The organism is Leifsonia xyli (assembly GCA_001647635.1).
Lineage (GTDB): Bacteria > Actinomycetota > Actinomycetes > Actinomycetales > Microbacteriaceae > Leifsonia > Leifsonia xyli_A.
In genome coordinates, this window is record CP014761.1 from 2,530,007 (window position 1) to 2,555,750 (window position 25,744).

The 25,744-nt window shown below is 70.9% G+C and carries 27 protein-coding genes and 1 tRNA gene; 14 read left to right on the forward strand and 14 right to left on the reverse strand.

Annotation, left to right across the window (positions count from 1 at the left end):
- Nucleotides 1–11: 11 nt before the first annotated feature.
- Nucleotides 12–662: an ArsR family transcriptional regulator gene (locus tag A0130_12470; protein ANF33427.1), complete on the forward strand. Its 651-nt coding sequence runs from the start codon at nucleotides 12–14 to the stop codon at nucleotides 660–662.
- An 89-nt stretch (nucleotides 663–751) separates the two neighbouring features.
- On the opposite strand, the gene A0130_12475 is transcribed toward A0130_12470, so the two are convergent.
- A complete protein-coding gene (locus tag A0130_12475; protein ID ANF32379.1) occupies nucleotides 752–2,644 on the reverse strand; it encodes a phenol 2-monooxygenase in 1,893 nt (630 codons plus the stop codon).
- 132 nt (nucleotides 2,645–2,776) lie between these two features.
- Between A0130_12475 and A0130_12480 the strand changes: the two genes are divergently transcribed.
- The 3 genes from A0130_12480 to A0130_12490 are packed head-to-tail and all read left to right on the forward strand — an operon-like array spanning nucleotide 2,777 to nucleotide 6,130.
- Nucleotides 2,777–3,427 (forward strand): hypothetical protein, encoded by a 651-nt coding sequence (locus tag A0130_12480; protein ANF32380.1) that lies wholly within the window; start codon nucleotides 2,777–2,779, stop codon nucleotides 3,425–3,427.
- 58 nt (nucleotides 3,428–3,485) lie between these two features.
- Nucleotides 3,486–4,802: an O-acetylhomoserine aminocarboxypropyltransferase gene (locus A0130_12485; protein ANF32381.1), complete on the forward strand. Its 1,317-nt coding sequence runs from the start codon at nucleotides 3,486–3,488 to the stop codon at nucleotides 4,800–4,802.
- 8 nt (nucleotides 4,803–4,810) lie between these two features.
- Complete coding sequence (locus tag A0130_12490) at nucleotides 4,811–6,130, forward strand: oxidoreductase (GenBank protein ANF32382.1); 1,320 nt, start codon at nucleotides 4,811–4,813, stop codon at nucleotides 6,128–6,130.
- Between the two features lie 147 nt (nucleotides 6,131–6,277).
- Here the strand turns inward: A0130_12490 and A0130_12495 are convergent, their stop codons facing one another.
- Complete coding sequence (locus A0130_12495; protein ID ANF33428.1) at nucleotides 6,278–6,802, reverse strand: RNA-binding protein; 525 nt, start codon at nucleotides 6,800–6,802, stop codon at nucleotides 6,278–6,280.
- 100 nt (nucleotides 6,803–6,902) lie between these two features.
- Between A0130_12495 and A0130_12500 the strand changes: the two genes are divergently transcribed.
- From A0130_12500 to A0130_12515, 4 genes are read left to right on the forward strand one after another with little or no spacing between them, the layout of a single operon-like run.
- Entirely contained in the window at nucleotides 6,903–7,871 is a 969-nt protein-coding gene (locus tag A0130_12500) for a multidrug DMT transporter permease (protein ANF32383.1), read from the forward strand.
- 39 nt (nucleotides 7,872–7,910) lie between these two features.
- Nucleotides 7,911–8,738, forward strand: a complete 828-nt coding sequence (locus tag A0130_12505; protein ANF32384.1) for a methyltransferase — start codon at nucleotides 7,911–7,913, stop codon at nucleotides 8,736–8,738.
- Nucleotides 8,739–8,780: 42 nt separating this feature from the next.
- On the forward strand, nucleotides 8,781–9,056 hold the full coding sequence (locus tag A0130_12510) for a hypothetical protein (GenBank protein ID ANF32385.1): 276 nt from the start codon (nucleotides 8,781–8,783) through the stop codon (nucleotides 9,054–9,056).
- A 46-nt stretch (nucleotides 9,057–9,102) separates the two neighbouring features.
- A complete protein-coding gene (locus A0130_12515; GenBank protein ID ANF32386.1) occupies nucleotides 9,103–9,633 on the forward strand; it encodes a hypothetical protein in 531 nt (176 codons plus the stop codon).
- A 6-nt stretch (nucleotides 9,634–9,639) separates the two neighbouring features.
- Here the strand turns inward: A0130_12515 and A0130_12520 are convergent, their stop codons facing one another.
- Nucleotides 9,640–9,840 (reverse strand): hypothetical protein, encoded by a 201-nt coding sequence (locus A0130_12520; GenBank protein ANF32387.1) that lies wholly within the window; start codon nucleotides 9,838–9,840, stop codon nucleotides 9,640–9,642.
- 133 nt (nucleotides 9,841–9,973) lie between these two features.
- On the opposite strand from A0130_12520, the gene A0130_12525 reads away from it, so the two are divergent.
- Together A0130_12525 and A0130_12530 are read left to right on the forward strand one after the other, a co-directional pair.
- Nucleotides 9,974–10,228 (forward strand): transposase, encoded by a 255-nt coding sequence (locus tag A0130_12525; GenBank protein ANF32388.1) that lies wholly within the window; start codon nucleotides 9,974–9,976, stop codon nucleotides 10,226–10,228.
- Between the two features lie 90 nt (nucleotides 10,229–10,318).
- Nucleotides 10,319–11,215: a hypothetical protein gene (locus tag A0130_12530; GenBank protein ANF32389.1), complete on the forward strand. Its 897-nt coding sequence runs from the start codon at nucleotides 10,319–10,321 to the stop codon at nucleotides 11,213–11,215.
- On the opposite strand, the gene A0130_12535 is transcribed toward A0130_12530, so the two are convergent.
- Both A0130_12535 and A0130_12540 read right to left on the reverse strand, forming a co-directional pair.
- Nucleotides 11,212–12,426 carry a hypothetical protein gene (locus A0130_12535; protein ANF32390.1) on the reverse strand — a complete coding sequence of 405 codons (1,215 nt, stop codon included), beginning with the start codon at nucleotides 12,424–12,426 and terminating at the stop codon, nucleotides 11,212–11,214. The two genes, A0130_12530 and A0130_12535, sit on opposite strands and share 4 nt — an antisense overlap.
- A gap of 133 nt (nucleotides 12,427–12,559) precedes the next feature.
- Nucleotides 12,560–13,942: a beta-galactosidase gene (locus A0130_12540; GenBank protein ID ANF32391.1), complete on the reverse strand. Its 1,383-nt coding sequence runs from the start codon at nucleotides 13,940–13,942 to the stop codon at nucleotides 12,560–12,562.
- Nucleotides 13,943–14,144: 202 nt separating this feature from the next.
- Between A0130_12540 and A0130_12545 the strand changes: the two genes are divergently transcribed.
- Nucleotides 14,145–14,915: a hypothetical protein gene (locus A0130_12545; protein ANF32392.1), complete on the forward strand. Its 771-nt coding sequence runs from the start codon at nucleotides 14,145–14,147 to the stop codon at nucleotides 14,913–14,915.
- Here the strand turns inward: A0130_12545 and A0130_12550 are convergent.
- Nucleotides 14,871–15,458: a TetR family transcriptional regulator gene (locus tag A0130_12550; GenBank protein ANF32393.1), complete on the reverse strand. Its 588-nt coding sequence runs from the start codon at nucleotides 15,456–15,458 to the stop codon at nucleotides 14,871–14,873. The two genes, A0130_12545 and A0130_12550, sit on opposite strands and share 45 nt — an antisense overlap.
- A gap of 107 nt (nucleotides 15,459–15,565) precedes the next feature.
- Between A0130_12550 and A0130_12555 the strand changes: the two genes are divergently transcribed.
- The gene (locus A0130_12555; protein ANF33429.1) at nucleotides 15,566–16,327 is read left to right on the forward strand and encodes an oxidoreductase; all 762 of its coding nucleotides are present in this window, start codon (nucleotides 15,566–15,568) and stop codon (nucleotides 16,325–16,327) included.
- 96 nt (nucleotides 16,328–16,423) lie between these two features.
- Here A0130_12555 and A0130_12560 read toward each other — a convergent pair whose 3' ends face one another.
- From A0130_12560 to A0130_12575, 4 genes are all read right to left on the reverse strand, one after another.
- The gene (locus A0130_12560) at nucleotides 16,424–18,187 is read right to left on the reverse strand and encodes a beta-galactosidase (GenBank protein ID ANF32394.1); all 1,764 of its coding nucleotides are present in this window, start codon (nucleotides 18,185–18,187) and stop codon (nucleotides 16,424–16,426) included.
- Nucleotides 18,188–18,253: 66 nt separating this feature from the next.
- The gene (locus A0130_12565) at nucleotides 18,254–19,600 is read right to left on the reverse strand and encodes a sugar ABC transporter substrate-binding protein (GenBank protein ANF32395.1); all 1,347 of its coding nucleotides are present in this window, start codon (nucleotides 19,598–19,600) and stop codon (nucleotides 18,254–18,256) included.
- 50 nt (nucleotides 19,601–19,650) lie between these two features.
- Nucleotides 19,651–20,592: an ABC transporter permease gene (locus A0130_12570; protein ANF32396.1), complete on the reverse strand. Its 942-nt coding sequence runs from the start codon at nucleotides 20,590–20,592 to the stop codon at nucleotides 19,651–19,653.
- Nucleotides 20,592–21,515 (reverse strand): sugar ABC transporter permease, encoded by a 924-nt coding sequence (locus A0130_12575; protein ANF32397.1) that lies wholly within the window; start codon nucleotides 21,513–21,515, stop codon nucleotides 20,592–20,594. Before A0130_12575 ends, A0130_12570 begins: the two co-directional genes overlap by 1 nt.
- Before the next feature lie 110 nt (nucleotides 21,516–21,625).
- Here A0130_12575 and A0130_12580 point away from each other — a divergent pair, with 110 nt between their 5' ends.
- Nucleotides 21,626–22,672: a LacI family transcriptional regulator gene (locus A0130_12580; GenBank protein ANF32398.1), complete on the forward strand. Its 1,047-nt coding sequence runs from the start codon at nucleotides 21,626–21,628 to the stop codon at nucleotides 22,670–22,672.
- Nucleotides 22,673–22,745: 73 nt separating this feature from the next.
- Here A0130_12580 and A0130_12585 read toward each other — a convergent pair whose 3' ends face one another.
- The 4 genes from A0130_12585 to A0130_12600 form a co-directional block, all read right to left on the reverse strand.
- Nucleotides 22,746–23,807, reverse strand: a complete 1,062-nt coding sequence (locus tag A0130_12585; protein ANF32399.1) for a hypothetical protein — start codon at nucleotides 23,805–23,807, stop codon at nucleotides 22,746–22,748.
- Between the two features lie 119 nt (nucleotides 23,808–23,926).
- A tRNA-Arg gene (locus tag A0130_12590) sits at nucleotides 23,927–23,999 on the reverse strand.
- Nucleotides 24,000–24,027: 28 nt separating this feature from the next.
- The gene (locus A0130_12595) at nucleotides 24,028–24,417 is read right to left on the reverse strand and encodes a hypothetical protein (GenBank protein ANF32400.1); all 390 of its coding nucleotides are present in this window, start codon (nucleotides 24,415–24,417) and stop codon (nucleotides 24,028–24,030) included.
- A gap of 13 nt (nucleotides 24,418–24,430) precedes the next feature.
- A complete protein-coding gene (locus A0130_12600) occupies nucleotides 24,431–25,210 on the reverse strand; it encodes a dienelactone hydrolase (GenBank protein ANF32401.1) in 780 nt (259 codons plus the stop codon).
- 167 nt (nucleotides 25,211–25,377) lie between these two features.
- On the opposite strand from A0130_12600, the gene A0130_12605 reads away from it, so the two are divergent.
- A complete protein-coding gene (locus A0130_12605) occupies nucleotides 25,378–25,671 on the forward strand; it encodes an acetyltransferase (GenBank protein ID ANF32402.1) in 294 nt (97 codons plus the stop codon).
- Nucleotides 25,672–25,744 lie beyond the last annotated feature (73 nt).

Consider the following 25,744-nt stretch of genomic DNA (forward strand, 5'->3'; position numbering starts at 1 on the left):
GCGGCATCCGGATGCTCGAACTGCTCGCCGATGCGGGCGAGCCGCTGACCATCCCGGCGATCGCCGCGCGGCTCGGCCTGCACCGCTCGATCGCGTACCGCATCCTGCGCACGCTCGAGGACCATGGGCTGGTCGTGCGCGACGCTGCGGGCGCCGTCGAGCTCGGCCCGCGGATGGCGACCCTCGCCCGCGCGGTCTCGCGCGACCTGCAGGCGGCGGCCCTTCCGCAGCTGACGGCCGTGGCCAACGAGCTGAGCATGACGGCGTTCCTCGCGGTGCTCGACCGGCACGACGTCGTGACCCTGGTGACGGTGGAGCCGACGCACGCGCACGCGAGCGTGGCCCAGCGCCCCGGCACGCGGCATCCCCTCGCCTCCGGAGCGCCCGGGATCGCCATCCAGTCGGTTCTCACCGAGGCGCAGTGGCGGATGCTGCCCGGCGAGCACGCGCGGGACGAGGCGGCGGAGGCCCGGGCGCGCGGCTACGCGACCAGCCACGACGAGGTGATCGTCGGACTGGCGTCGGTGGCGGTCCCTGTGCAGGCGCCGGGCCAGCCGGTCGCGGCGCTGGCCGTGGTGTACGTGGCGAGCGAGGTGGATGCGGTGAGGATCGGCACCCGACTGCGGCAGGCGGCGGCGGCCATCGAGGCCGACCTGCGCTGACCATCGCCTTGTCTGCGGTAGTTCGTCTCAGGTGCGCCCGGGCGCCCCGGCGCATTCGTTCCGAAAGGCCGCAGTCGCGAAAATGAAGTTCAGCCCGCCAGCGCCGCGCTCCGCAGGATCGGGCGGAAGAACGCCGCCAACTCGTCCGTCGCGGTGAGGGGGAGCACGTGGGCGACGTACTGGTCCGGGCGGACCACGACGATCGCGCCCGCGCGGTCGATGCCGCGCTCGGCGAAGATGTCGTGCGCCGGGTCTGCGGCGTAGACCTTCTCGTAGTCGATCAGACCGAACGGGCCGACGCGCGGCAGGAACAGCGGGGGGACGACGCCCAGGTCGACCGCCGTGTGGTCCTGCCGGTAGACCACCTTCACGTCGAACCAGGCATCCGGGTCGGCGTCGGCGGGCGTCGCGGCGAGGGGCGAGTCGGGGGAGGACGACATCCACTCGGCGAGGTCCGCGACGCCCGACGGTGCGCCTGCAGCGGCCTCGTCGGCGAAGACGTAGATGCGCCACCGGCCGTCCGCGCGCGCGTGGTGGCCGAGGTGCACCGGGTTGCCGTCGCAGACGCGCTCGACCGGCGCCGACTTGAAACGCTTGCCGACCGGGAAGCCGGACGCCAGCTCCTGGTGCGACGCCTCGCCGACGATCAGCGACGGCGCGTACTGCGTCATGAAACCGGCCGGGAACTCGGCCGTGCGCACGTAGAAGTCCTCTAGCTCCGAGGGGCTGGCGAACTCCTCCGGCTTCTTCGCCATCAGGGTCGACCACTCCTTGTCGAAGTCGATGAGGTCCTTCGCGACGACCTGGCGCTCGGCAGAGTACGTGGCCAGGAGCGACTCGGGCGCGCGGCCGTCGAGCACATGACCGAGCTTCCAGCCGATGTTGAAGCCGTCCTGCATCGAGACGTTCATGCCCTGGCCGGCCTTCGCGCTGTGGGTGTGGCAGGCGTCGCCGGTGATGAAGACGCGCGGGGTGCGCATCCCGAGCTCCTCCGGCAGCACGTCGTCGAACCGGTCCGTCAGGCGGTGGCCGACCTCGTACACGCTGTGCCAGGCCACGTTCCGCACATCCAGTGTGTAGGGGTGCAGGATGTCGTTCGCCTTCTGGATGATCTGCTCGATGGTGGTGGACCGGATAGCGCGGTTGTCCCCGGCCTGCACCTCGCCGAGGTCGACGTACATGCGGAAGAGGTAGCCGCCTTCGCGCGGGATGAGCAGGATGTTGCCCGCCTCCGACTGGATGGAGCACTTGGTCCGGATGTCGGGGAAGTCGGTGACCGCCAGCGCGTCCATGACGCCCCAGGCGTGGTTGGCCGAGTCGCCGGCGAGGTGGCAGCCGATCGCCTCGCGGACCTTGCTGCGCGCGCCGTCCGCGCCGACGACGTATTTCGCGTGCACGACCCGATCCGCGCCTTCGTCGGCTCCGGCGGTGCGGCGGAGGGTGACGGCGACGGGATGCTCGCCCTCGCCGACCTCGAGGCCCACGAACTCGTAGCCGTAGTCCGGCGTGAGCCGCGAGGGGGAGTCGGCGGCGACTTCGGCGAAGTAGTCGAGCACACGCGCCTGGTTGACGATCAGGTGCGGGAACTCGCTCACGCCGGTGGGGTCGTCCACCGGGCGGGCGGTGCGCACGATGCGGGAGGGGTCGGCCGGGTCCGGCTTCCAGAACGCCATCTCGGTGATGCGGTACGCCTCGGCGATGATGCGCTCGGCGAAGCCGAACGCCTGGAACGTCTCGACGCTGCGTGCCTGGATGCCGTCCGCCTGGCCGATGGCGAGGCGGCCCGCCCGGCGCTCGACGAGCCGGGTGACGACGCCCGGGAACTGGGCGAGCTGGGCGGCTGCGATCATGCCGGCGGGGCCGGAGCCGACGATGAGCACGTCGACCTCGTCGGGCAGCTCGGCGGGGCGGTCGATCCCGGTGCCTTCGGGCTCGTGGATGCGCGGGTCGCCGGAGACGTAGCCGTGGTGGTGGAACTGCACGGGGTCCTCACTTCGTCGTAAGTCGTTCGTTCACTATGCGAACGCCGTGTTCGCATATCGATGTGGGAATTGTATCAGCGTCACGATCGGCGCATCGGGTGCGTCTTCAGGGGAGTGCCTCCTTTCCGACGCGTGCTCTTGCATGCGGCCCTCATCGCGAACCTCGCCCTGCAGCTCACGCTGGCCGTCCTCGGCGTCGCCGTGGGCCTCGAACCGACCGCCGAGGCGACCATCATGCTCCTCGCCTGGTGGTCGGGTGCGGCGTGCGTCTACCTCGTCGGCGTCGTGATCGCGGTCACCGTCACGTCCCGCGCTCCGCGCACACACCCGACCGCGGTCGTGGCGGCCATCTACCGCGGTCGCAGCGCCCACCTGATCGGAGCGGGCTCGACCGTCCTCGCCAGCCTGTGCGGCGTCGCCGGCGCGGTGCAGGTGACCTGGCGGTACGCCGATGCCCTCGTCGACAGCGTCGGGAACCTCGTCGGCGTCGCCGCCATGCTGCTCTCCTGGGGGTTGCTGCACTGGGGATATGCGCAGTCCTACTACCGGCGCCACCACCGTTCCCTACGCCCCGTCCTCGTCTTCCCCGACACCCCGACGCCCCGGCTCAGCGATTTTGTCTACTTCGCCTTCACCGTCGGCACCGCGTTCGCCACGTCTGACGCGAAGGTGCTGTCGCCCCGGCTGCGCTGGACGGTGACCAAGCACGCCATCCTGAGCTTCTTCTACAACGGCGCGATCATCGTCCTGGCCCTGAACACTCTCACCTCCGGCGGCAGCTGAGTCGTAGCTTTCCGCAACAGAGCGGCGGGGCGGGGATGCGGTACCGCACCATAGGGGGATGCCGGAGTTCACCACAGCCCAGGTCCACGCGGGGGAGTCCCGCGACGCCGCCCACGGCGCCCGGGTCACGCCCATCTACCTGACCGCGGGTTTCGAGTTCGAGAGCTTCGCCCAGGCCGAGGGGCGCTTCGGCGGGGATGAGGCCGGCTACACGTACAGCCGCTCCGGCAACCCCACGACGGCCGCGCTGGAGCGTCGGGTCGCGGCCCTGGAGGGCGGGCGCGAGGCCATCGCGGTGGGCAGCGGCCAGGCGGCCCTCACCGTCGCGGTGCTGGGCCTGGTGCAGGCGGGCGACCACATCCTCTCGGCGCAGAGCATCTACTCGGGCACCCGCGGCCTCTTCGAGAACGGCCTGCGCCGGCTCGGGATCGAGATCGAGTTCGTCGACGACCCCACCGACCTGGCGGAGTGGCGGCGGCGCATCCGTCCGAATACCCGCGTGCTGTTCGGCGAGTCGATCGCGAACCCCGGCAACGAGATCCTCGACATCGAGGGCGTGGCCGCGGTCGCCCACGAGAACGGCCTCCCGCTGATCGTGGACAACACCCTCGCCACCCCCTATCTGCTGCGGCCGGGTGCCCACGGCGCCGACATCGTGGTGCACTCCGCGAGCAAGTACCTCGGCGGCCACGGCTCGACCCTCGGCGGCGTCGTCGTCGACCAGGGCAGCTACGACTGGGCCACGTCGCCGTTCCCCCACCTGACCGGGCCGGATGAGTGGCTCGAGGGATCGAGCTACGTGGAGGCGCACGGCGCCGGCGCGTACATCGCGTTCTCGCGGTCGGTGGTCGCGAGCCTGTTCGGGCCGGTGCTGTCGCCGATGAACGCGTTCCTGATCCAGCAGGGCATCGAGACCCTGTCGCTGCGGGTGCAGCGGCAGTCGGACACCGCGCTCGCCGTGGCGCGCTGGCTGGAGGCGCAGCCCGAGGTGGTGCGCGTCGACTACGCCGGCCTGCCGTCGCATCCCGCCCACGCGCTCGCGCAGCGGTACCTGCCGCGCGGCCAGGGCGCGGTGCTCGGCTTCACGCTCTCGGGCGGCACCGATGCGGCCGCGTGCTTCTACGACGCGGTCGAGCTGTTCAGCCGCATGACCCACATCGGCGACGTGCGGTCGCTCATCCTGCACCCCGCCACGACGACGCACGGCCATCTCGCCCCGGGCGTGCGCCACGAGCTCGGGATCGGCGCGGGCCTGCTGCGGCTGTCGATCGGGCTCGAGGATGCGGACGATCTGATCGAGGACCTCGCCCGCGGGCTCGCGGCGGTCGCCGCCGCCGACACCGTCGTGCCGGACGCGGTCGCGGCAGGGCGGTAGGGAGAGACATGGCGCGCTTGCAGCATTTCGGCTGGTTCTTCAGCCGCGGGTTCGGCCCGCAGGGCTGGGGTCACCCGTACTGGGACTGGGGTTACGACTGGACCCGCCCGGACCTCTACCAGCAGTCCGCCCGCGAGCTCGAACAGGCCGGCCTCGACCTGGTCATCATCGAGGACGCCCTGTCGCTCGGGTTCCCCGAGACGCTCGACCTCCGCGTGCGCGAGGCCTACGGCGGCCCGAAGCACGACCCGCTGATGCTGTCGCCGTTCCTGCTCTCGGCCACCCGGCACCTCGGCGTCGCCCCGACGATCAACGCCGGCGCCTACCCTCCGTACGTCGCCGCGCGGCAGTTCGCCAGCCTCCACCACCTGAGCGACAACCGGCTCGGCGTGAACGTCGTCACCGACGTGGGAAGCGCCCGTCACCTCGGGCTGCCCGCGCTGTCGCACGACGCCGCCTACGACCGCGCCGAGGAGTGGCTGAGCGTCATCCGCCGGCTGTGGCACAGCTGGGACGACGACGCGCTGATCCAGGATGCGGCGACGCGGCACTTCGCGGACGGGTCGAAGATCCGGCCGTTCGAGCACGAGGGCGAGTACTTCAAGCTCGCCGGACCGCTCAACGCCGTCCCGTTCGCGGAGGGCGACCCGGCCATCGTCTCGCCCGGCGGATCCCCGCGCGGCATCGCCTTCGCGGGCACGCACTCCGATGTGCAGCTCGCGCTCGCCCCGCTCGACGCGGGAAGCATCCGCGACTACCGCCTCAAGGTGCGCGAGGCGGCCGCCGGCGCCGGACGCAACCCCGACGACATCAAGGTGCTCTTCGTCTTCAAGCCGGAGGTCGTGCCCAGCGACGAGGAGGGGCGGCGCGTCGTCGAGGCGTCGAAGCATCCCACCGACGAGGAGCTGTACCGGGCGCTCGCCGGCCAGTCCAGCGACCTGGAGACCGACCTGACCGCGCTGTCGCTGGACGAGCCGTTCGACGTCTCGATCTTCGGCGACCACGTCTCGCAGGGCAGCATCAAGGGCCTGTTCGGCAAGCAGGGCATCCGGGAGGGCGTCACGCTGCGCGAGCTGATCGCGCCGAAGGTGGTCAAGGGCCGGATCGCGGACCGCGCGGGCTTCGTCGGGACGGCGGACCAGATCGCGGACTTCATCGAGGAGGTGGGGGAGGAGGCCGACAACGACGGCTTCATCTTCTCGGGCGACCTGCACCCCGTGACGCTGCACCGCTACCTGGACGAGCTGGTGCCCGTGCTGCGACGGCGCGGGATCCTGCGGCGCGAGTTCGGCGACGGCGGCATCCGCGCCAACCTGTCGGACTTCTGAGCCGGGCTGTGCACTGACGGACTTTCGCGTTCGATTCTCCGTCTACTAGCAGTCCTGCAGGAAAATCGAAGCCCACGGCGCCGAATCTCCGACGGTGGTTGATGGGCGTTTGCGGGTGGCGGGTGGCAGGTGGCGGGTGGCCGCTGGTCAGGCCCCCTGCTCCTTCCGCGCGCGGAAGGCGATCATGTTCATCCGGTTGCCGCAGCGCACGCTGCAGAACCGCTTCGATCCGTTGCGCGACAGGTCGAGCACCAGCCCGGTGCAGTCGTCGGCGGCGCACACGCGCAGCCTCCCGGTCTCGCCGGAGCGGATGACGTCCACCAGGGCCAGAGCGATCTCGACGCGGATGCGCTCCGCGAGCGGGGCATCCTGGGCCGTCGCGTGGAGGTGCCAGTCGAAGCCGTCGTGCCGCATCAGGTAGGGGAGCGCGTGCGCCTCGGCGAGCATGGCGTTGACCTCGAGCGCGGCCGCGTCGCGGTCGAGGGCCCACGTGCGCTGGATCCGGTCCCGCGTCGCGCGGACCTCGCGCAGCTCCGCCTCGTCGCCGTCGACGCGGCCGGAGTACCGGTTCTCGCGCAGCAGGGTGGCCAGCTGGGCTGTCGTGGCGAGCTCGTCCTCGCCGCTGCGTGAGGCGCCGGGGTCGGTGTCGCAGAGGGCGACGGCGAACTCCAGCGCATCCACTGTGTCAGGGGCAAAATGCAAGTTGACTCCTTACGCCGAACGGGTCTAGCGTCAGGACCATCATCCCTTACGATCCTGACAGGTGAGTCACATGCAGCAACGGCACCCGGCCTCCGTCGGCCTCCTCATCGCCGTGGTCGCCGCCGCCTCGTTCGGGATGTCGGGGGCGTTCATCAAGCCGCTGCTGGAGAGCGGATGGTCGCCGGTCGCGGCCGTGACGGCCCGCGCGGCGATCGGCGGGATCGTCCTGCTGCCGTTCGCGCTCGTGTCCGTGCGCGGCAAGTGGCACGCGGTGTGGCGCGGCCGCTGGCGGCTGCTCGGCATGGCGCTGATCGGCGTCGCCGGAACGCAGGTGCTGTACTTCGCGGCGATCCAGCGCATCCCCGTCAGCACGGGCATCCTGGTGGAGTACCTGGCACCCGTCCTGCTCGTCGCGGTGGCGTGGGCCCGGACGCGGAAGGCGCCGGCTCCGGTCGTCCTGATCGGCGCCGTGGTCGCGGTCGCCGGCCTCGTGCTCGTGGTGGCGCCCGGCGGGGGAGGCGCGCTCGATCCGCTCGGTCTCCTGCTCGCCGTGACGGCCATGGTCGGGTGCGCCGCGTTCTATGTGATCGCCGCGCGCCCGAGCGACGGGCTGCCGCCGGTCGCGCTGGCCGCCGGCGGGCTGCTGCTCGGTGCACTCGCCCTCGCGCTCGTCGGGCTGACCGGTGTGCTGCCGGTGACCGTGAGCTTCGCCGATGTGCCGCTGTTCGGCGGCCAGACGCCCTGGTGGGTGCCGCTGCTCATCGTCGGGGTGATCGCCACGGCGCTCGCCTACGCCTCGAGCATCACGGCGACAGAGCTGCTCGGGTCGCGGCTGGCCTCCTTCACCGGCCTCCTGGAGGTCGTTGCGGCGACCCTGTACGCGTGGCTGCTGCTCGGCGAGCAGCTCGGACCGGCGCAGCTCCTGGGCGGCCTGCTCATCCTGGGCGGCATCGCGCTGGTGCGGGCCGACCGCGGTGACGCGCCGCGCCGGGTGCGGTCCCGGTCGCGCAGTCGTCCTCGGGCCGAAGCCCTCCGCTAGGCTGGCAGGCTCGGCGCCGCCGGGCGGAAGGAGCCCCCGATGTCCGGCTACACCGACGCCAACCGCGCCAACTGGGACGAACGCGCTCCCCTGCACGCCGACCGCGGCGAGCACGGCTACCGCATCTCGCGGTACATCGCCGACCGCTCCGCGATCTCGGACGTCGTGCGGTTCGACCTCCCGCGCCTGGGCCCGATCGAGGGGCTGCGGGCCGTGCACCTGCAGTGTCACATCGGCACGGACACCCTCTCGCTCGCGAGGCTCGGCGCCCGGGTGACCGGCCTCGACTTCTCGCCGAACGCGATCGATGAGGCGCGGCGGCTCGTGGCCGACACGGGCGACGACGTCGACTTCGTCGTGGCCGACGTCTACGAAGCTCCCGACGTCCTGGCCCCTGCGTCGTTCGACCTCGTCTATACGGGCGTCGGCGCGCTGTGCTGGCTCCCGGACGTCGACCGCTGGGCGCAGGTCGTCACCTCCCTGCTGGCGCCGGGAGGGACGCTGCACCTGCGGGAGGGCCACCCCATCCTGTGGTCGATGGACGAGCGCCTGGACGACGACCTGCACCTGCGGTTCCCGTACTGGGAGCGCGAGCAGCCGCTGGAGTGGGACGACGACTCCACCTATGTCGAGACCACGCGCCCGCTGACCGCCACCCGCACCTACGAGTGGAACCACTCCCTCGGCGAGATCGTCACCGCGCTGATCCGCGCCGGTCTGCGGATCGACCTTCTCGAGGAACACGACAGCGTGCCGTGGGAGGCGCTACCCGGGCAGATGGTCGAGCGGGACGGCGAGTTCGTGCTCGCGGCCCTGGACGGCGTCGCGCCGCTCAGCTACACGCTGCGCGCGGGCAAGCCGGTCTGACAACCCCTTGCCGCGCCTCCGATCAGCGCGGAAGGTGGGCGCATGGATGCGACAGGCAGTGACGAGGACCGGCGCGGTCACGACGAGGACAAATCGACGATCGACGTGCGCCTGACCGGTGTGCGCGACCCGAAGGACCCGGACGGACTGCTGACCGTCGAGGAGGACGCCGACCGTCCGAACCCGGCCCGGTACGGCGCGCCGGAGACGGACACGCTGGAACGCGAGCGCGCGTACTTCGCGAGCCTGGGCGCCGACGGCTCGGCCGACGAGCTGCCCGAGGTGCCGCCGAAGCGCGGCGTCACCGGCCTGGGTTGACCCGGCCTGCGCTGAGCCGCCCGCGCCGACGCGGAAGAATGGGGTGATGGCCCTCCCCGCGACCGAGCGCATCGTCCCCGTCCCGGTGAACCGCATCGAGCTCGAGGCCGCGGTCGCCTTCGGAACCCTGCGCCGCGCCTTCGAGGCCGAGGTGCCGCCGCTCGACGTCCCGCACCTGCGGGAGCTGCTCTCGCAGGGCGCCGACTGGCGCCGGTTGACACTCGAGACCGCCGGCCCCGGCATCCACCGCTTCGTCCGGTTCTGGACCGAGCACCCGACCCCGGTGATGCGCGTCGGCGGCGCGGACATCGCGAGCGCCGTGTACCTGATCGGCGACTATGCGACGGCCGCGCGCATGTTCCGACACGACGCAGGAACGCTCCTGTATACGCCGCTCCGGGTCGAGCTGCACGCCACTCGCGGAGGCGCGACGGTGCTCAGCGTCGACCAGCCGAGCAGCCGCCTGGGCAGCTTCGGCAACAACAAGGTCACGCAGGCCGGATTCGAGCTCGACCGGATGCTGGGCGATCTGCTCGAGGAGCTGGAGCTGCCACGCCCCAGCGTCCTTCGGCGCTAACCGGCGTCAGACCTGGTCGGCGTCGGGGACGTCCGGCCCGGTGACCGCCACATCGCAGCGGTACCACGTGCCTGCGATCCCGCCGACGTCGACCCACGACCGCACGACTTCGTAGCGGCGCGGGACGTCGCCCTGCGTCGGCTGCTGCGAGATCGCGTCCTGCAGAGCCGCGTCGAAACCCTCCTGCGATGAACCCGTGACGAGCATCGGAGCCCCCTTTTCCCGGCTCACCGGCGAGCCGATCCAGCCGAACGCTACGCCCCGGCCCGCGGGTGCGGCAACGGAGCGCCCTCCGTCAACCCCCGCGGCGGTCTCGGCCGCACGGCGTACTGTCTGGCGCATGACCGACAGCAGTGACACGAACGACACCCCCGACGTGCTCGGCGCGCGCCGCGACGACGACGAGGGCAACCCCGCGGCGAAGGACCCGTCGGAGTGGGTCACCGGCGACGAGCCGATGACCGCATCCCAGCGCAGCTACCTCGACACGCTTGCCCGCGAGGCCGGCGAGGAGCTCCCCGCCGACCTCACCAAGGCGCAGGCCTCCGAGCACATCGACCGCCTGCAGCAGAAGACCGGACGCGGCCAAGCCTGAACCGCCCGACCTCCGATCCCGTGGTGTTGCGTCAACCAGACGACGGCGCGGCGCGGGAATGGTGCCCGGCGGGCGGATGTTGCGCTTTCCATGACAGACGCGCCTCTGCCCGGCGCGGCGCGCGCCGCCGCCGAAGACCTGGAGCGCGTGCTGGCGCGCCTCGAGTGGACGCTGCTGGACTTCGAGCAGCGGGAGCTGCCCGCCGGAACCGCGGTCACCGTGCCGCACGGCCGGGTCCGGTTCCACTACGTCGTGTCCGGCGTCGCGGAGGTGACGGGAGGCGCGGCGCCGCTGCGCCTCGAAGCGGGCGACTTCCTGATGCTGCCCCGGTCCGACGCGCATCAGCTGCGAGCGGAGCGCACCGCGGTCGTGGCGTCGGGGGAGCTCGACACGACCACGGCGCCGGGGCTGCCTCTCGCATCCGCGCTTCCTGCATCCCTGACGGCGTGCGGCTTCGTCGTGCGCGAGCCGCACATGGGCCCGCTGATCGAGACGCTCGGACTCGAGTTCGGCGGGATGCGCGCGGGCAACTGCCTGATGGCGAGCCGGATCGCGTCGATCATCGCGACTGCGGCCGTGCGGTCGTGGGTGGAGAACGGCTGCGCCTCCGACCAGTGGCTCGTGAGCGTGCGCGACCCGCACATCGCACGTGCGGTGGCGGCGATGCGCGAGGCGCCGGGGGAGCCGTGGACGGTGGACCGGCTGGCGCGTGTGGCCAGCGCCTCCCGCACCGTCTTCGCCGAACGCTTCCGTGAACTGGTCGGCGATTCGCCGAGCCGCTACCTGGCCAGCGTGCGCGTGGAGCAGGCGGCGGAGCTGCTCCGCGACGAACGGCTCAGCGTCGGCGAGGTGGCGCACCGCCTGGGGTACGGGTCGGATGTGGCCTTCAGTCGCGCGTTCCGGCGCGTCACCGGGGTGAGCCCGGCCGCATGGCGGCGGAGCGCTGTCGTCGGCTCGCCGACCGCTCCCGCCGCCCTGAGCGCCTAGGCCGCCGGGCCGCGACGACGGGCGGTCCCGAGGAGCACTCCGCCGAGCACGGCGACGATCCCGCCCGCGACCAGCGCCTCCCTCACGCCGGCGCCGTCCACGAGCAGACCGCCGGCCGCGGCGCCCAGGGCGATCGCCAGCTGGAACGCGGCCACGACGAGGCCGCCCGCGGCCTCCATCCGCTCGGGCTCCGTGCGTGCCGCCCAGGTCTGTACCAGCGTCGGCACTCCGCCGAAGGCGAAGCCCCACAGCACGACCGCCGCGAAGGCGAGCGGGACCTGGTCGGGCAGCAGGGCGAACACGGTCACCGCCGCGCCCAGTACCGCCGGCATGACGACCAGCGCCGTGCGCAGCCGGCGGTCGGCGACCACGCCGGCGACGATGTTCCCGGCGAAGCCCCCCAGTCCGTACGCGGCCAGCAGCACGGCAAGACCCCCGGCGGTCAGGCCCGGGATGTCCGCGGCGCCCAGCCGGATGTAGGTGAAGCCGGCGAAGTGGCCGCCTGCGAGCAGGGCGATGCCGATCAGCCCGACGATCATGACCGGCGAACGGAGCGCGGCGAACAGCGTGCGGACGCCGGAGCCGGAGGCGGGGGCGATCTTCGGCAGCAGGAGCACCTGCGCGACCGCGGCCGCGACGGACATGGCCGCGACGAGGACGAACACGGCCCGCCAACCCCAGACCGCGCCGAGGAACGCGCCGAGCGGGACCGCGACCACGGTCGCCAGCGAGACGCCGGTGTTCACGATCATCATCGCCCGGCCCAGGTGCTCCTCCGGCACCAGCTGCGCCGCCACGGCGACGGCCATCGACCAGAAGCCGGAGATCGCGATCCCGAGCAGCACGCGCGCCACGAGCAGCAGCCAGAAATGCGGTGCCACGGCGACCAGGATGTTGGACACGGCCGCGAGCACGGCGAGCGAGACCAACAGGATGCGCCGGTCGAGGCGCGGCACGAGCGGACCGATCGCGGGACCGGCGATCACGCCGATCAGGGCGGTCGCCGTCACCGCCTGCCCCGCGGTCCCTTCGCTCACGCCCAGCCCCGCTGCGATCGGCGACAGCAGGCTGGCGGGCAGGAACTCGCTCGTCACCAGCGCGAAGACGCCGAGCATCAGGGCGACCACGCCGCCCCAGGATGCGCGGCGGACGGCACCGGAGACGGCGGGGACGGACGCGGTTCCGGGCGAGGGGGAGGTGTCGATGCTCATGCTCCCAGCCTCGCGGCGCGCACGCCCGCGCACCCGACCGATCGTCCGGGCGACCTGATCGCCCGTCCGGAATCGGCGGGACGCAACACGCCGCCATCCGGAGCGGATGACGGCGTGTCGCGACCCATGGAGGTCAGCGGGAGGCGGGCACCGCGTCCCGCAGGAAGTCGCGCATCCAGCGCGCGCTCCGCTTGGGCGTGCGCTTCTGCGTCTGGTAGTCGACGTGCACGATCCCGAAGCGACGCGAGTAGCCCCACGCCCACTCCCAGTTGTCGATCAGCGACCAGATGAAGTAGCCCTGCAACGGAAGGCCCTCGGCGACCGCGTTGCGCGCGGCCTCGAAGTGGGCCTCCAGGTACTCGGCGCGCGCGCCGTCGTCGATCTCACCGTCCGCATCCACCCGGTCGGGATAGGCGGCGCCGTTCTCGGTGATGTACAGCGGCAGGTCCGGCGCGAGCGCATTGGCCTGGCGCAGCACGTCGACCATCCCGTCGGGGTGGATCTCCCAGCCCATCTGGGTGACGGGCGCTCCCGTCTTGACGAACCGGACGTGCTCGCTGCCCGGGTAGGCGCTCGCCGGTGCGTCAGTCGCGGGCTTCGAGCCCGAGGCGACGGTGTGGCGGCTGTAGTAGTTGATGCCGAGGAAGTCGATCGGCGCCGAGATGAGCTTCAGGTCGTCGTCGGTCGCGTGCTCGGCGAACCACTCCGTCTCACCCAGGTCATCGAGCACGTCGGCGGGGTAGGAGCCCGTCAGCACCGGGTCGAGGAACAGCCGGTTGCTGAGGCCGTCGATCCGGCGCGCGGCGTCCGCGTCCGCCTCGGAGTCGCCCGCGGGCCGCACCGAGTACAGGTTCAGTGTGGTGCCGACGTTCGCCTGGGGGACGATCGCGCGCAGCGCCTCCAGCGCGTGACCGTGGCCGAGGAGCAGGTGGTGCGCCGCGTGCGCCGACCGCGTCCCGAGGGTGCGGCCGGGTGCGTGGTGGCCGCTCGCGTATCCGAGGAACGCCGAGCACCACGGCTCGTTGAGTGTGATCCAGTCGGTGACGACGTCGCCCAGCTCCTCCGCGACGAGCGCCGTGTAGTCGGCGAACCGCTTGGCGGTGTCGCGGTCGAGCCAGCCGCCGCGGTCCTCCAGCGCCTGCGGCAGGTCCCAGTGGTACAGGGTCGCCCACGGGGTGATGCCGCGCTCGCGTAGCGACTCGGCGAGCCGGCGGTAGAAGTCGAGGCCCGCGCGGTTCGCCGGCCCCGTGCCGCCGGCCTGGATGCGCGGCCACGCGATCGAGAACGGGTAGGCGTCGAGGCCGAGGTCGGCCATGAGCACGACGTCCTCCGCCCAGCGGTGGTAGTGGTCGTCTGCCACATCGCCGGTGCTGCCGTCGGCGATCGCGCCCGGGACGCGTGCGAACGCATCCCAGATGCTCTCGCCGCGGCCGTCCTCGTGGGTGGCGCCCTCGATCTGGTACGAGGCGGTCGCGGTCCCGAACACGAACCCGTCGGGGAGGTCGCTTCTCTGCATGGTCACTGCTCCTTGGACGGGGCGAGCCAGTCGCCGATGAGCTCGGCTCCGCTGCGTCCCTCCGGGAGATTACCCGTTCTCGGCGCGGATGCTGACGAATCGACGTGCGGGAGATCCGTGAGCTTGTGCCGTCTGCGGGGCCTCTCAGCCGTTCCCGTCGCTTACCCAGGCACGCCCTCCCGTCGTCCGCGATCCTGTGAGGATGCGCAACACCGTTCCCGCCGTCACCGCCCTGTTCTGGGTCACCAAGCTGCTGACGACGGCGATGGGCGAGACCGCCTCGGACTTTCTGGTGAAGACGATCAACCCGTTCGTCGCGGTCGGCGGCGCTTTCATCGTCTTCGCGGGGGCGCTGGCGCTGCAGTTCGCGGTGCGCCGCTATATCCCCTGGGTGTACTGGTTCGCCGTGCTCATGGTCGCGGTGTTCGGCACCATGGTCGCCGACGTCCTCCATGTCGAGCTCGGGGTGCCGTACCTCGTCTCGACCGTCGTGTTCGCCGTCGTCCTCGCGGCGGTGTTCGCGCTCTGGTACGCGACGCAGCGCACGCTCTCCGTGCACAGCATCGACACCTTCCCGCGGCAGGTCTTCTACTGGTGCGCGGTCCTTGCGACCTTCGCCCTCGGCACGGCCGTCGGCGACCTGACCGCTGTCACGTTCGGGATGGGGTACTGGCTCTCGGCGCTGGTGTTCGGCATCCTGTTCGCCCTCCCCGGTGTCGCCTACCGGTGGTGGGGGCTCGGCGCGACCGCGGCGTTCTGGACCTCGTACGTGCTGACCCGGCCGTTCGGCGCATCCATCTCGGACGGCCTCGCCGTCTCGCACGCCCGAGGCGGCCTCGCTCTGGGCACCGGCCCGGTCAGCCTCGCGCTGCTCGCGGCGATCGTGGTGTGCGTCGCGGTGCTCAGCCGGAAGCCGCAGTCGGCCGCCTCAGGGGAACGCGCGCAGGGCGCGCTCGGCGACGCGCTGGAGTGACGCGCGGCTCGCGCCGGCCGACGCCTGCACCGCCAGCCCGGCGCTGACCGTCACCAGGTACTTCGCGAGGTCGGCCGGACGCTCGTCGGGGCCGAGGTCGCCCTCGGCGACCGCTCGGCGGAAGCGCTCGGTCAGGCGGTGCTCGCCCGAGGCCCGACTGTCGGCGAGGAAGCGCACGATGCGCTGGTCTTCGGCGCTGCCTGCGAGCCCGCCCTGGATCGACAGGCAGCCGGCGGGCTTGCCGGGCGTCGTGATCGCCCGGACGTTGCTGCGGAGGTAGTGCTCGGCCACGGCGAGGGCGGTCGGCTCCTCGAGGGCGTCGCCCACGTACGCCATGTCGACCTCGGCGTAACGGGCGACCGCCTGCTTGAACGTCTCCTCCTTGTTGCCGAAGGCGGCGTAGAGGCTCGGGCGGTTGATGCCCATGGCCGAGGTGAGGTCGTCGAGCGTCGTGCCCTCGTAGCCCTGGCGCCAGAACACCTCGACCGCCGCATCCAGGGCCTCGTCGGTGTCGAATCCGCGCGGTCGTCCGCGTCCGGCCATCCCGCCCACCTCTTTCTGTACTGATCTGAAAAGAATTCTCTCATTTCGGGAATGCAGAGGCAATGGCGGTGTTTTATGTACCGTCTCGAACAGAATTGGAGCAGATCATGGACACCACCATCGCCACCACCCAGACCCTCGCCCGCAAGAAGGCGCTCGTCACCGGAGGCGCCCGCGGCATCGGCGAGGGCATCGCCCGGGCGCTCGCCGCCCACGGCGCGGAGGTCGCCGTCACGTACCGCGCCTCGCGCGAGCGCGCGGACGCCCTCGTGGCCGACATCCTGGCCGCCGGGGGACGCGCCGTCGCCGTGCACGCCGACAACTCCGACGCCGACACCGCTCGCGCGGGTGTCCGGGACGCCGCCGACGCGCTCGGCGGCCTGGACATCCTCGTCAACAACGCCGGAGGTGGATGGTTCGAGCACTTCACCGAAACCCCCGACGAGCACATCGAGGCGACGATCGACCTCAACATCCGCGGCACGGTCTACGCCACGCAGGCCGCCATCCCGCTGCTGCCCGACGGCGGACGGATCATCACGATCGGCAGCGTCAACGCCGAGCGCATCCCGTTCACCGGCGGCGCGGTCTACGGACTGACGAAGGCCGCGATGGTCGGCTTCACGAAGGGCCTCGCCCGCGACCTCGCGGGCCGCGGCATCACGGTCAACGTCATCCAGCCGGGTCCGATCGACACCGAGGGCAACCCGGCTTCGGGCGAGGCCGGCGACTACCTGGCCGGCTTCACCGCCTTCGGCCGCTTCGGTCACAGCTCCGACGTGGGCGAGCTTGTCTCGTGGATCGCGTCCGACGCCTCCGGCTACATGACAGGCTCCGCCGTCACGATCGACGGCGGCTGGACCGCCTGAGCCTCGCCCCTCCACCACCGACGATTCGTGCCGAATGCGCGCTATCCGTCACGAATGGCGATGATTCGGCACGAATCGTCGGTCGGGAGGAGGGAGTCACACCTCGGTGTGGCCCAGGCGCGGCTCGGGGACGAAGGCGGCGACCGCCTCGGCCGCGGACTCCAGCTCGAGGATGATGAGCTCGTTGCTTCCTGAGCGGAGCACCCCGCGGGGGACGTACAGCGTCTCCTGGGGTCCGCGGGTCCAGTAGCGGCCGAGGTTGAAGCCGTTGATCCAGGCGACGCCCTTGCCCCAGCCCGTCGTGTCGAGGAAGAGGGGAGCGGGCTCCGCGAGATCGAAGACGGCTCGGGCGAAGACCGGGCCGGCCAGGCGCGACGGCGGCGGCGCATCCACAGCGGCCAGCGCAGCGGACACCGGCTCGATCGACGACAGCTCCAGCGGGAGGACGCTCCAGCGCTGCAACTCCTCGCCGTTGAGCTGCACCGGGCCGATCAGACCCTTCGGTTCGCCGATGCGGGGGCCGTAGTCGACGCGGCCCTGGTCCTCGACCAGCACGGTCAGGGTCCCGCGGGAGGGCGAGAGCGCGATCGCGGTGTCGTGGTGGTCGCGCGCCAGCACGCCGAGGCGGCTGTCGCCGACCGAGACGTAGGCGCGGTCCCGCACCTCGCCGAACTCGAGGACCGCCGGCTCGGTGGTGTCGATCTCGGTGCGGTACAGGCCCAGACCGCTGTAGTGCCCGAGCTCGTCGAAGGTGGGCAGCGCATCCACGTGCGACCAGGCGCCGAGCCGGTCGGCGACCGCCCACAGCGGCACCGCCGCGTCGAACGGGACGGTGAAAGACGGCGCGGCGGCCGCGACCACCGGCTCCAGCGAGGGCACCGGCGCGTACTTGGCGATGACATCCCGGAACGCCCAGAACTTCTCGGTGGGCTCGCCCGCCTCGTCGAGCGGGGCGTCGTAGTCGTAGCTCGTGACGATCGGCTGGTACACGCCCTTGTCGTTGGCGCCGTTCGTGAAGCCGAAGTTGGTGCCGCCGTGGAACATGTAGAGGTTCACCGAGGCGCCCGAGGCGAGCAGGTCGTCCAGGTCGCCCGCGGACTGCTCGACGGAGGTCGTGTGATGGTGCGTGCCCCAGCTGTCGAACCAGCCGTCCCAGAACTCGGAGCACATCAGCGGACCGGTCGGCTGGTGGCGCCGCAGCGTCGCGAGGCGTTCGCGCGACCGGGAGCCGAAGGAGCCGGTCTTCAGGAGTTCCGGGAGCGACCCGTTCCGCAGCATCTCGTCCTCGGGCTGGTCGACGGTCGTCAGCGGCACGACGATGCCGGCGTCGCGGATGACGCGCACCAGCTCCGCGAGGTACTGCGCGTCGTCGCCGTACGCGCCGTACTCGTTCTCCACCTGCACGAGCACCACCGGGCCGCCCTCGGTGATCTGCAGCGGCCGGACGATGTCGAGCACGTTGCGCAGGTACCGGCTGACCGCGGCGACGAACTGCGGCTCCGACCTGCGGATGCCCACCGACGGATCGGTGAACAGCCACGCCGGCAGCCCGCCGTTGTCCCACTCGGCGCAGATGTAGGGACCGGGGCGCACGATCGCGTGCATCCCCTCGTCGGCGATGGTGCGCAGGAAGCGGGCCAGGTCGAGACCGCCGTCGGCGATCCACCGTCCGGGCTGCGGCTCATGCGCGTTCCACGGCACGTACGTCTCGATGGTGTTGAGCCCCATCAGGCGTGCCTTGTGGATGCGGTCGGCCCAGTCGTCCGGGTGCACCCGGAAGTAGTGGATCGCTCCCGAGAGGATGCGGTGGGGCTCGCCGTCGAGGACGAAGTCGTCTCCCGCGATCTCGAAGGTGGTCATCATTCTCCTGCGAAGTGTGTGGATGCGCGTGGCCGGCCGCGATGCGCGACCGGCCACGCGACGGCGCTACTTGCCGCTGACGGTGAAGCCCTGCTGGTTGCCGTAATCGACCAGCGCCTTCTGCCAGGCCTGCAGGCCGGGGTTCAGGCTGGAGTTCGACGTGTAGGACTGGCCGACGGTGTCGCCGTAGATGCTGTTCGCGTAGACCTGGAACGGCAGGTACTGCCAGCCGGTCGACACGTTCTTGGCGCCGTCCACCAGCACCTCGTTGATCTTCTGGCCGCCGAAGTACTCGGGGGCGGTGGCGAGGAAGTCGGAGGAGTTCAGGTCCTTCGTCGTGGACGGGAACCCGCCCGACTTCAGGAAGACCTTGATGCTGTCCTGGTCGTTGTTCAGCCACTTGAGGAAGCCGGCCGCGAGCGCCGGGTTCTTGCTCTGCTTGAGCACGACCTGGCCGCCGCCGCCGTTCTCGGCGTTCGCGGGCTGGCCGTCATAGGTCGGGATGGGCGCGACGCGCCACTGGCCGGAGCCGTCCTTCACCGACGACTCGAGCACGCCGGGCATCCACGCTCCGGTGACCAGGGTCGCGATGGAGCCGTTGCCGAGCGCCTTGAACCAATCGTCGCTCCAGCCGGGGACGGTGGAGAGCAGCTTGCCCTCGACCAGCTTGTCCCAGGTCGCCGTCCACTTCTTGGTGCCCTCGTCCTGGAGGTTGATCGAGACCTTGGTGCCGTCCACGGTGAACGGACGGCCGCCGGCCTGCCAGATCATGGAGGTGGTGAAGCCGGAGTCGCCCGAGTCGCTGGTGATGTAGGCGTTGGGGTCGGCGGCGTGCAGCTTCTGCGCCGCGGCGACGTACTCGTCCCACGTCTTCGGGACCTCGATGCCGTACTTGTCGAACAGCGTCTTGTTGTAGAACATCGCCATGGGACCGGAGTCCTGGGGGAGGCCGAACAACTTGCCGCCGACGTTCACCGAGCCCCACGGGCCGGGGGTGTAGTCGCCCTTCAGCTTGTCGAAGCCGTACTGCTTCAGGTCGACCAGGGAGTCGGAGAGCGCGAACTGCGGGATGGCGTAGTACTCGACCTGCGCGACGTCGGGTGCGCCCGACCCCGCCTTGATCGCGTTCTGCAGCTTGGTGTACTCGGTCGTGTTCGTGCCGGCGTTGACCAGCTTGACCTTGACCTTCGGGTACTGCTTCTCGAACGCGGCGACCTGCGCCTCCGCCGACGGCGTCCACGACCAGTAGGTGATGGTGCCGCCCTGCTTGAGGGCTGCGTCGATGTCGGAGGCGCTGCCGCCTCCCGACGACGTGCCGCCGGAGCAGGCGGCGAGCGAGACGCCGACGACGGTGCTGACGACCGCCGCCGCGATGGCCCGGCGCAGCGTCCGGGACGCGAGTGTGCGCTTCATGGTTTCCCTTTCACTTCTTCGTGGAATGCGATGCATGGATGTGGATGCGGTTACTGCTTGACGCTTCCGGCGGCGAGACCCGACTGCCAGTAGCGCTGGAGCACCAGGAACGCGGCCACGATCGGGACGATCGTGATGAGCGATCCGGTGATCACGAGGTTGAAGATCGGCTGGGCGCCGACCCCGGTCGCCTGAGCGCTCCACTGGCTGAGCCCGACCGTGAGGGGGTACCAGGTCGGATCGCTGAGCATGATGAGCGGCAGGAAGTAGTTGTTCCAGGTGGCGACGATCGCGAAGAGTGCGACCGTGACGATCCCGGGGGCGAGGAGTCGCAGCGAGACGGTGAAGAACGTGCGGAACTCGCTCGCCCCGTCCATCCGGGCCGCCTCGAGCAGCTCGGTCGGCACGGCCTCGGTGGCGTACGTCCAGATCAGGTAGAGCCCGAACGGGCTGATCAGCGACGGCAGGATGATGGCCCACGGCGTGTTGGTGAGCCCCGCCTGGCTGAACATCAGGAAGGTCGGGACGGCCAGTGCCGTTCCGGGGACCGCGATCGCGCCGAGGACGACGGCGAACACCGCGCGCTTGCCCGGGAAGTCGTATTTGGCGAGCCCGTAGCCGGCGACCGTGGCCAGCAGCGTCGCGCCTCCCGCGCCGACGACCACGTACAGCAGCGTGTTGCCGAGCCACTGCACGAAGATCCCGCCGCGGTAGGTGAACGTGTCGACGATGTTCTGGATGAGGTTGAAGTCCTTGCCGAACCACAGCCCGAACGACGAATAGAGGTCGGGCTGGCTCTTCGTCGCATTGACGATCAGCCAGACCAGCGGCACGAACGAGTAGATGACGAACAGGATCATCACGATCGTCAGGACGGGCGACTTGCGGATGCGCCGGCCGGAGGAGGCGCCGGCGTTGCTGCGGGCGGCGGCGCGGGACGGCGCCGTACGGGTGCGGGTGCGCGGGCTGCGCGTGTCGGTCAGGGAGGCCATCAGCGGAGCTCCTTCCTCGAGCCGCGGAGCTGGACGACGTAGGCGATCACCGCGGTGACGACGCCCATCACGATCGCGACGGTCGCCGCGTAGTTGAACTGCTGGCCGGCGAACGAGAGGTTGTAGGCGTACATGTTCGGGGTGAAGTAGCTGCTGATCGCGTTCGGCGCCAGCTGCTTCAGGAGATTCGGCTCGTTGAAGAGCTGGAAGCTGCCGATGATCGAGAAGATCGTCGCGATCACCAGCGCACCGCGGATGGCCGGGAGCTTGATGCTGAACACCGTGCGGAACGCGCCCGCGCCGTCGATCTCGGCCGCCTCGTACAGCTCGCCCGGGATGACGCGCAGCGCCGCGTAGAATATGAGCATGTTGTAGCCCATGAACTCCCAGGTGACGATGTTGCCGATCGAGGCGAGCACCCACGGTCCGCTGAGGGGCGCGAGTCCGGTCCCGAGGAGCTGGTTGAGGCTCGCCGTCAGCCCGAACTGGTCGCCGTAGATGAAGCCCCAGATCAGGGCCGCGACGACACCGGGGACCGCGTAGGGGAGGAAGAGCGCGATACGGAAGAATCCCGCGCCGTGCAGACGGGCGCCGTCCAGGGCGAGGGCGGCGATCAGGGAGAGCACCAGCATGATCGGCACCTGCACGACCAGGAAGATCGTCACGCGCCCGAGGGAGGCCCAGAACTTCTCGTCCTGGAAGACCGCGACGTAGTTGCCCAGGCCCACGAACGCGTTGCCGCCGATGAGCTGCTGGCGGAAGAGGCTGAGGTAGATGGCGTAGACGACCGGCGCGATGATCATGGCCGCGAACACGATCATGAATGGTGCGACGAAGGCCCAGCCTCGCCAGTCGCGGCGCGCCTTTCGGAGGCGGCGGGTGCCGCCTGGCGTGGTCGCCTGCGTGAGGGACGTCGTTGTCATGTCTTCCCCGTGGGTTCTGGGTTGGTTCGGATGTTTACGTCAACATCGTGGGCGCCACTCTAACATGTTGACGTCAACACAGCGCAACTCCTTTGTGAGAAGGTGGACCCATGACCGAGCCGATCGCCGACATCCCGACCGCTCCGGCGACCCGCAAGCGCGGACCCTCGCTGGGCGACGTGGCGGCGCACGCGGGTGTGTCCACCCAGACGGTGTCACGTGTCGCGAACGGCCTCACGAACGTGGAGGAGACCACGCGGCAGCGCGTCCTCACCTCCATGCAGGCGCTCGGCTACCGCCCCAACCGCGCCGCCCGTGCGCTGCGCTCGGGCCAGTTCCGCAACATCGGCGTGATGATGTTCACCCTCTCGTCGTACGGCAACATGCGCACATTGGACGCGATCGCGGTCTCGGCGGCCAAGGCGGGGTACTCGATCACGGTCGTCCCGGTCGAGCACCCGACCCAGCAGGACGTCAGCGCCGCTTTCTCGCGCCTCCTGGAGCAGGCCGTCGACGGGATCATCGTGGTGCTCGAGGCGCACATCGCCGACCGCTCGGATGTCGAGCTGCCGTCGGGTCTCTCGGTCGTCGTCGTCGACTCCACCGAGCGACGCGACTACCCGCAGGTCGACACCGACCAGGCGGAGGGCGCCCGCCAGGCGACCGAGCACCTGCTGAGCCTCGGCCACTCCACCGTCTGGCACATCTCCGGTCCGGCCGAGTCGTACTCCGCCGCTCGTCGTGAGGACTCCTGGCGGCGGACCCTCGAGCAGGCCGGAGCGCCGGTCCCGGAGGTGTTCCGCGGCGACTGGTCGACGGCCGCCGGCTACCGCCACGGGCGGGAGATCGCATCCCGTCCCGAGATCACGGCGGTCTTCGCGGCGAACGACCAGATGGCGCTCGGGGTGCTCCGCGCGCTGCACGAGGCCGGCCGCCGCGTGCCCGAGGACGTCAGTGTGGTCGGCTTCGACGACATGGCCGAGTCGGACTCCTTCTGGCCGCCGCTCACCACGGTCCACCAGGAGTTCGAGGCGATCGGACGCCGCGCCCTGGAACTCCTGATCGCCGAGATCGAGGCGCGCCCGGAGCCCGTCCGCTCGTCGGTCATGCCCACGCGTCTGGTCGTCCGCGCCAGCACGGCGCCGCCGGCGGACTAGCGGCGCTCACTGCATGACCTGCTCGATAGAGCGAGATCCCGTGAAGTTCTGACCGTGGGCAGGAAGGGCGCGCTCAGAGCGAGCGGCCTACGACGGCACCGGGGTCCGCGGCCAACGCCCGAACCCGGAGCCGCTCGCTGCGCGCCCTGCTGCGATCGAGCGCCGGACTGCCGGCCGGCCGGATGACATAGCCGGTGCGAGGGTCCAGCTGGTCGACCGCGAGGTCGCCGCCGCTCGAGAGGGTGTAGCCGGCTCGGAGTTCCGCTCGCTCGCGTACCGGCACGAAGATCCACAGTAACCGCGCCGTCAGGATGCCGAAGAGACCCGCGTACAGCAGAGAAAGGAAGACCGCCGTCGGCACGGCCCAGACGTGCGTCCACGTGAGGATGCCGAACGGGAGCATCGCCACGAAGCTGAGCAGCCCTCCGGCGAAAGCGACCACGCCGACGAGGTACATCGTCGTGGAGTGGATACCCGGGGCGAAAGCGCGGCGCACCGGCCGATCGGTCGGCTGGTCGGCAGGCTTCGCTGACGGGATGGGGAGGGCCGCGGTCGCCGTTCCTCGGATCCGCTCGACAGCCTCGAGATGCTCCTGGATCTCCGCGGGTGAGCTGAAGCGGAACCCGGTGAAGCCCCTCGTCGCCTTGATCACGAGGGGGAGGGCTGTGGGATTTCCGTCATGCAGCACCGAGAGCGTGAGCGCCGAGACCTGGCGCCCGCCCGTGACCCCGACGGTCGTCACGCCGACCTCGGCGACTTGCGACCATCCCAGCCGTAAGAACTCGACGACGTTGCGGGCGCCCGCGTAGAAGCGCGCACCTTCGGCGTCGAATTCCACCTCGTAGCCGCCGTTGGCTCCCCGGGCAGCGGGCCGGCCTCCCACGGCGAACAGGCCGGCGGTGGTCGGGTCGCATGCGACTCCCTCCACGACGTAGCCGTGGGGCCACAACGCCTTCACCGCGTCGTACCGCGCGTCGGCCCTCCATCGCATGCAGAGGAGCACAACGACGAAAAGTATCGCCCCGCCGAAGGCGATGGTCGACGCGATGCCGAGCCCGAGCCCGCGGCCCCGGCCGAGCATCTCGAGAACGGTCATCGGGATGGCGAACGCGGGGATGAAGAGGAGCCACCACAACGCGCGAGGCCACCGACTCGGAATCACGGACCACATCCTGCCAGACGAATAAAAGCCCCGCCGATCTCGGCGGGGCTTTCGTCACTGTCTCAACACAGTTCCGTGTGCCTGAAGCACAGTGCGCCACGAGGGATTCGAACCCCCAACCTTCTGATCCGTAGTCAGATGCTCTATCCGTTGAGCTAGTGGCGCATGGCCCGCAAGCAGGCCGGATACGAGCTTACATGACCGCATCCAAGACCGCCAATTGACGGCGGAGGGCGACCTGGCGGTAGGACGTCTCGATCAGCTCGGAGGCTTCCGACCAGTCGGATGCGCCGCGGTCGAGGTCGATTGCGAGCCAGCCGCTCGGGCCCCAGTACTTCGGCACGAACACCCGCGGGTCCTCGCGCCACGCGGGCGCCTCTGCCGGGTCGGGCTTGAACACGAGCGTGTCCGGGCGGCTCATCGCCGCGCCGAGCACCGCGAACGCGCGGCCGCTCTCGCCGGCCTTCCACGACGGACGGCCGTGGTTGAGCGTCTCCACGGCCTCCGGAAGGCGCAGGGCCAGGGCGCGGATGCGATCGACCAGCGGGTCGCCCTCCTCGAACAGGAGCGGGTGATCGCTCATCGCCGTTCCCTTCTCATCGGAACACCTCATCCAGGAAGCACACCATCGCACGCCAGCTGCGGGCGTCCGCCACCGGCCGGTAGCGGTCGGTGCCCGGGATGGTGAAGGCGTGCGGCGCGCCCGAGTAGGTGGTGATCTGCCAGTCCACGTGCGGGGCTCCGCGCAGCTCCTGCTCGAACGCCACCACGGCCTCGTCGGGCACGACGGGGTCGGCGCCGCCCGTGAGCACGAGAAGGGATGCGGCGATCTGGCCGGCGTCCGACGGATCGTGCGCGATCAGGCCGCCGTGGAACGAGACCGTGCCTCGGAGGGGCGCGCCGGTCCGCGCGAACTCGAGGGCCGCGGTGCCGCCGAAGCAGTACCCGATCACCGCGAGCCGCGCGGGGTCGACGGCGGGATGCTGCTGCAGCCAGCTGAAGGCCGCCGCCACGCGCGAACGCAGTAGGGGGAGGTCGCGGTAGTACTTGCCGGCCTCCGCGGGAGCGTCGTCGCCGCTGGGGCGCACGCCCGAGCCGTACAGGTCGGCGGCGAACGCGACGTAGCCGAGCCGGGCGAGCATCTGGGCGCGCATCCGCACGTTGTCGCCGACGCCGTGCCAGTCGTGGAGCACGAGCACCGCCGGGCGGCGCTCGTCCGCCTGCGCGTCCCGCGCCAGGTACCCCTCGAGGGGCAGGCCCTCGTGCTCGTATGTCACCGCCTCGGCCTCGATGACGGCGTGCTCCTGGATGGGCACGCGCTCCAGCAGTGTCTGGAAGGCGGGGGCGAGAGCGGGCGACGGGGTGTCGAGCGACAAGGTGGGACTCCAGGATCGTCACGTCGCACGGACGGCGGGCGCCGCCGGCGGCCTGGCGTGCTGTGGCGGGTCGCGGAACGCGCGGGAGCCCTCGGGTGCGGGTCGGGATCCCACGGTTTTCACCATACCCCGGTTCCCCCTCCGGGCCGCGGACGTACGATGGGCGCATGGCCACCGAGTTCAGCGATCAGACGGATGCGAGCCGCTACGCGATGCACGTCGACGGGGAGCTGGTGGGCGTGCTCGACTACCGCATCCTGGGCGACTCCATCTCCCTGACCCGTGCGTTCACCGTGCCGCATCACCGCGGGAAGGGCTATGCCGCGCAGCTGGTCGAGTACGCCGTCGACGACATCGAGAAGAACGGGTCGCGGCACGTCGTGCCCATGTGCTGGTACGTCGCCGACTGGTTCGAGGCGCACCCCGAGCGTTCCGCGCTGCTGCAGCGCCGCGCCGGCTGACGGCGGCATGAGCGGACCGGCTCCGGGGGAGCCCGCGCGGCTCGTGGCCCGAGTCTCGCGGTTCGGCGACCCG

What these genes read in the sequence shown, in the direction of transcription:
- A0130_12470 (ANF33427.1), top strand. Translation starts at nt 12, where the DNA reads ATGCTCGAACTGCTCGCCGATGCGGGCGAGCCGCTGACCATCCCGGCG.
- A0130_12485 (ANF32381.1), top strand. Translation starts at nt 3,486, where the DNA reads ATGCCGGAGTTCACCACAGCCCAGGTCCACGCGGGGGAGTCCCGCGAC.
- A0130_12490 (ANF32382.1), top strand. Translation starts at nt 4,811, where the DNA reads ATGGCGCGCTTGCAGCATTTCGGCTGGTTCTTCAGCCGCGGGTTCGGC.
- A0130_12500 (ANF32383.1), top strand. Translation starts at nt 6,903, where the DNA reads ATGCAGCAACGGCACCCGGCCTCCGTCGGCCTCCTCATCGCCGTGGTC.
- A0130_12505 (ANF32384.1), top strand. Translation starts at nt 7,911, where the DNA reads ATGTCCGGCTACACCGACGCCAACCGCGCCAACTGGGACGAACGCGCT.
- A0130_12510 (ANF32385.1), top strand. Translation starts at nt 8,781, where the DNA reads ATGGATGCGACAGGCAGTGACGAGGACCGGCGCGGTCACGACGAGGAC.
- A0130_12515 (ANF32386.1), top strand. Translation starts at nt 9,103, where the DNA reads ATGGCCCTCCCCGCGACCGAGCGCATCGTCCCCGTCCCGGTGAACCGC.
- A0130_12520 (ANF32387.1), bottom strand. Translation starts at nt 9,840, where the DNA reads ATGCTCGTCACGGGTTCATCGCAGGAGGGTTTCGACGCGGCTCTGCAG.
- A0130_12525 (ANF32388.1), top strand. Translation starts at nt 9,974, where the DNA reads ATGACCGACAGCAGTGACACGAACGACACCCCCGACGTGCTCGGCGCG.
- A0130_12530 (ANF32389.1), top strand. Translation starts at nt 10,319, where the DNA reads ATGACAGACGCGCCTCTGCCCGGCGCGGCGCGCGCCGCCGCCGAAGAC.
- A0130_12535 (ANF32390.1), bottom strand. Translation starts at nt 12,426, where the DNA reads ATGAGCATCGACACCTCCCCCTCGCCCGGAACCGCGTCCGTCCCCGCC.
- A0130_12540 (ANF32391.1), bottom strand. Translation starts at nt 13,942, where the DNA reads ATGCAGAGAAGCGACCTCCCCGACGGGTTCGTGTTCGGGACCGCGACC.
- A0130_12545 (ANF32392.1), top strand. Translation starts at nt 14,145, where the DNA reads ATGCGCAACACCGTTCCCGCCGTCACCGCCCTGTTCTGGGTCACCAAG.
- A0130_12550 (ANF32393.1), bottom strand. Translation starts at nt 15,458, where the DNA reads ATGGCCGGACGCGGACGACCGCGCGGATTCGACACCGACGAGGCCCTG.
- A0130_12555 (ANF33429.1), top strand. Translation starts at nt 15,566, where the DNA reads ATGGACACCACCATCGCCACCACCCAGACCCTCGCCCGCAAGAAGGCG.
- A0130_12560 (ANF32394.1), bottom strand. Translation starts at nt 18,187, where the DNA reads ATGACCACCTTCGAGATCGCGGGAGACGACTTCGTCCTCGACGGCGAG.
- A0130_12565 (ANF32395.1), bottom strand. Translation starts at nt 19,600, where the DNA reads ATGAAGCGCACACTCGCGTCCCGGACGCTGCGCCGGGCCATCGCGGCG.
- A0130_12570 (ANF32396.1), bottom strand. Translation starts at nt 20,592, where the DNA reads ATGGCCTCCCTGACCGACACGCGCAGCCCGCGCACCCGCACCCGTACG.
- A0130_12575 (ANF32397.1), bottom strand. Translation starts at nt 21,515, where the DNA reads ATGACAACGACGTCCCTCACGCAGGCGACCACGCCAGGCGGCACCCGC.
- A0130_12580 (ANF32398.1), top strand. Translation starts at nt 21,626, where the DNA reads ATGACCGAGCCGATCGCCGACATCCCGACCGCTCCGGCGACCCGCAAG.
- A0130_12595 (ANF32400.1), bottom strand. Translation starts at nt 24,417, where the DNA reads ATGAGCGATCACCCGCTCCTGTTCGAGGAGGGCGACCCGCTGGTCGAT.
- A0130_12605 (ANF32402.1), top strand. Translation starts at nt 25,378, where the DNA reads ATGGCCACCGAGTTCAGCGATCAGACGGATGCGAGCCGCTACGCGATG.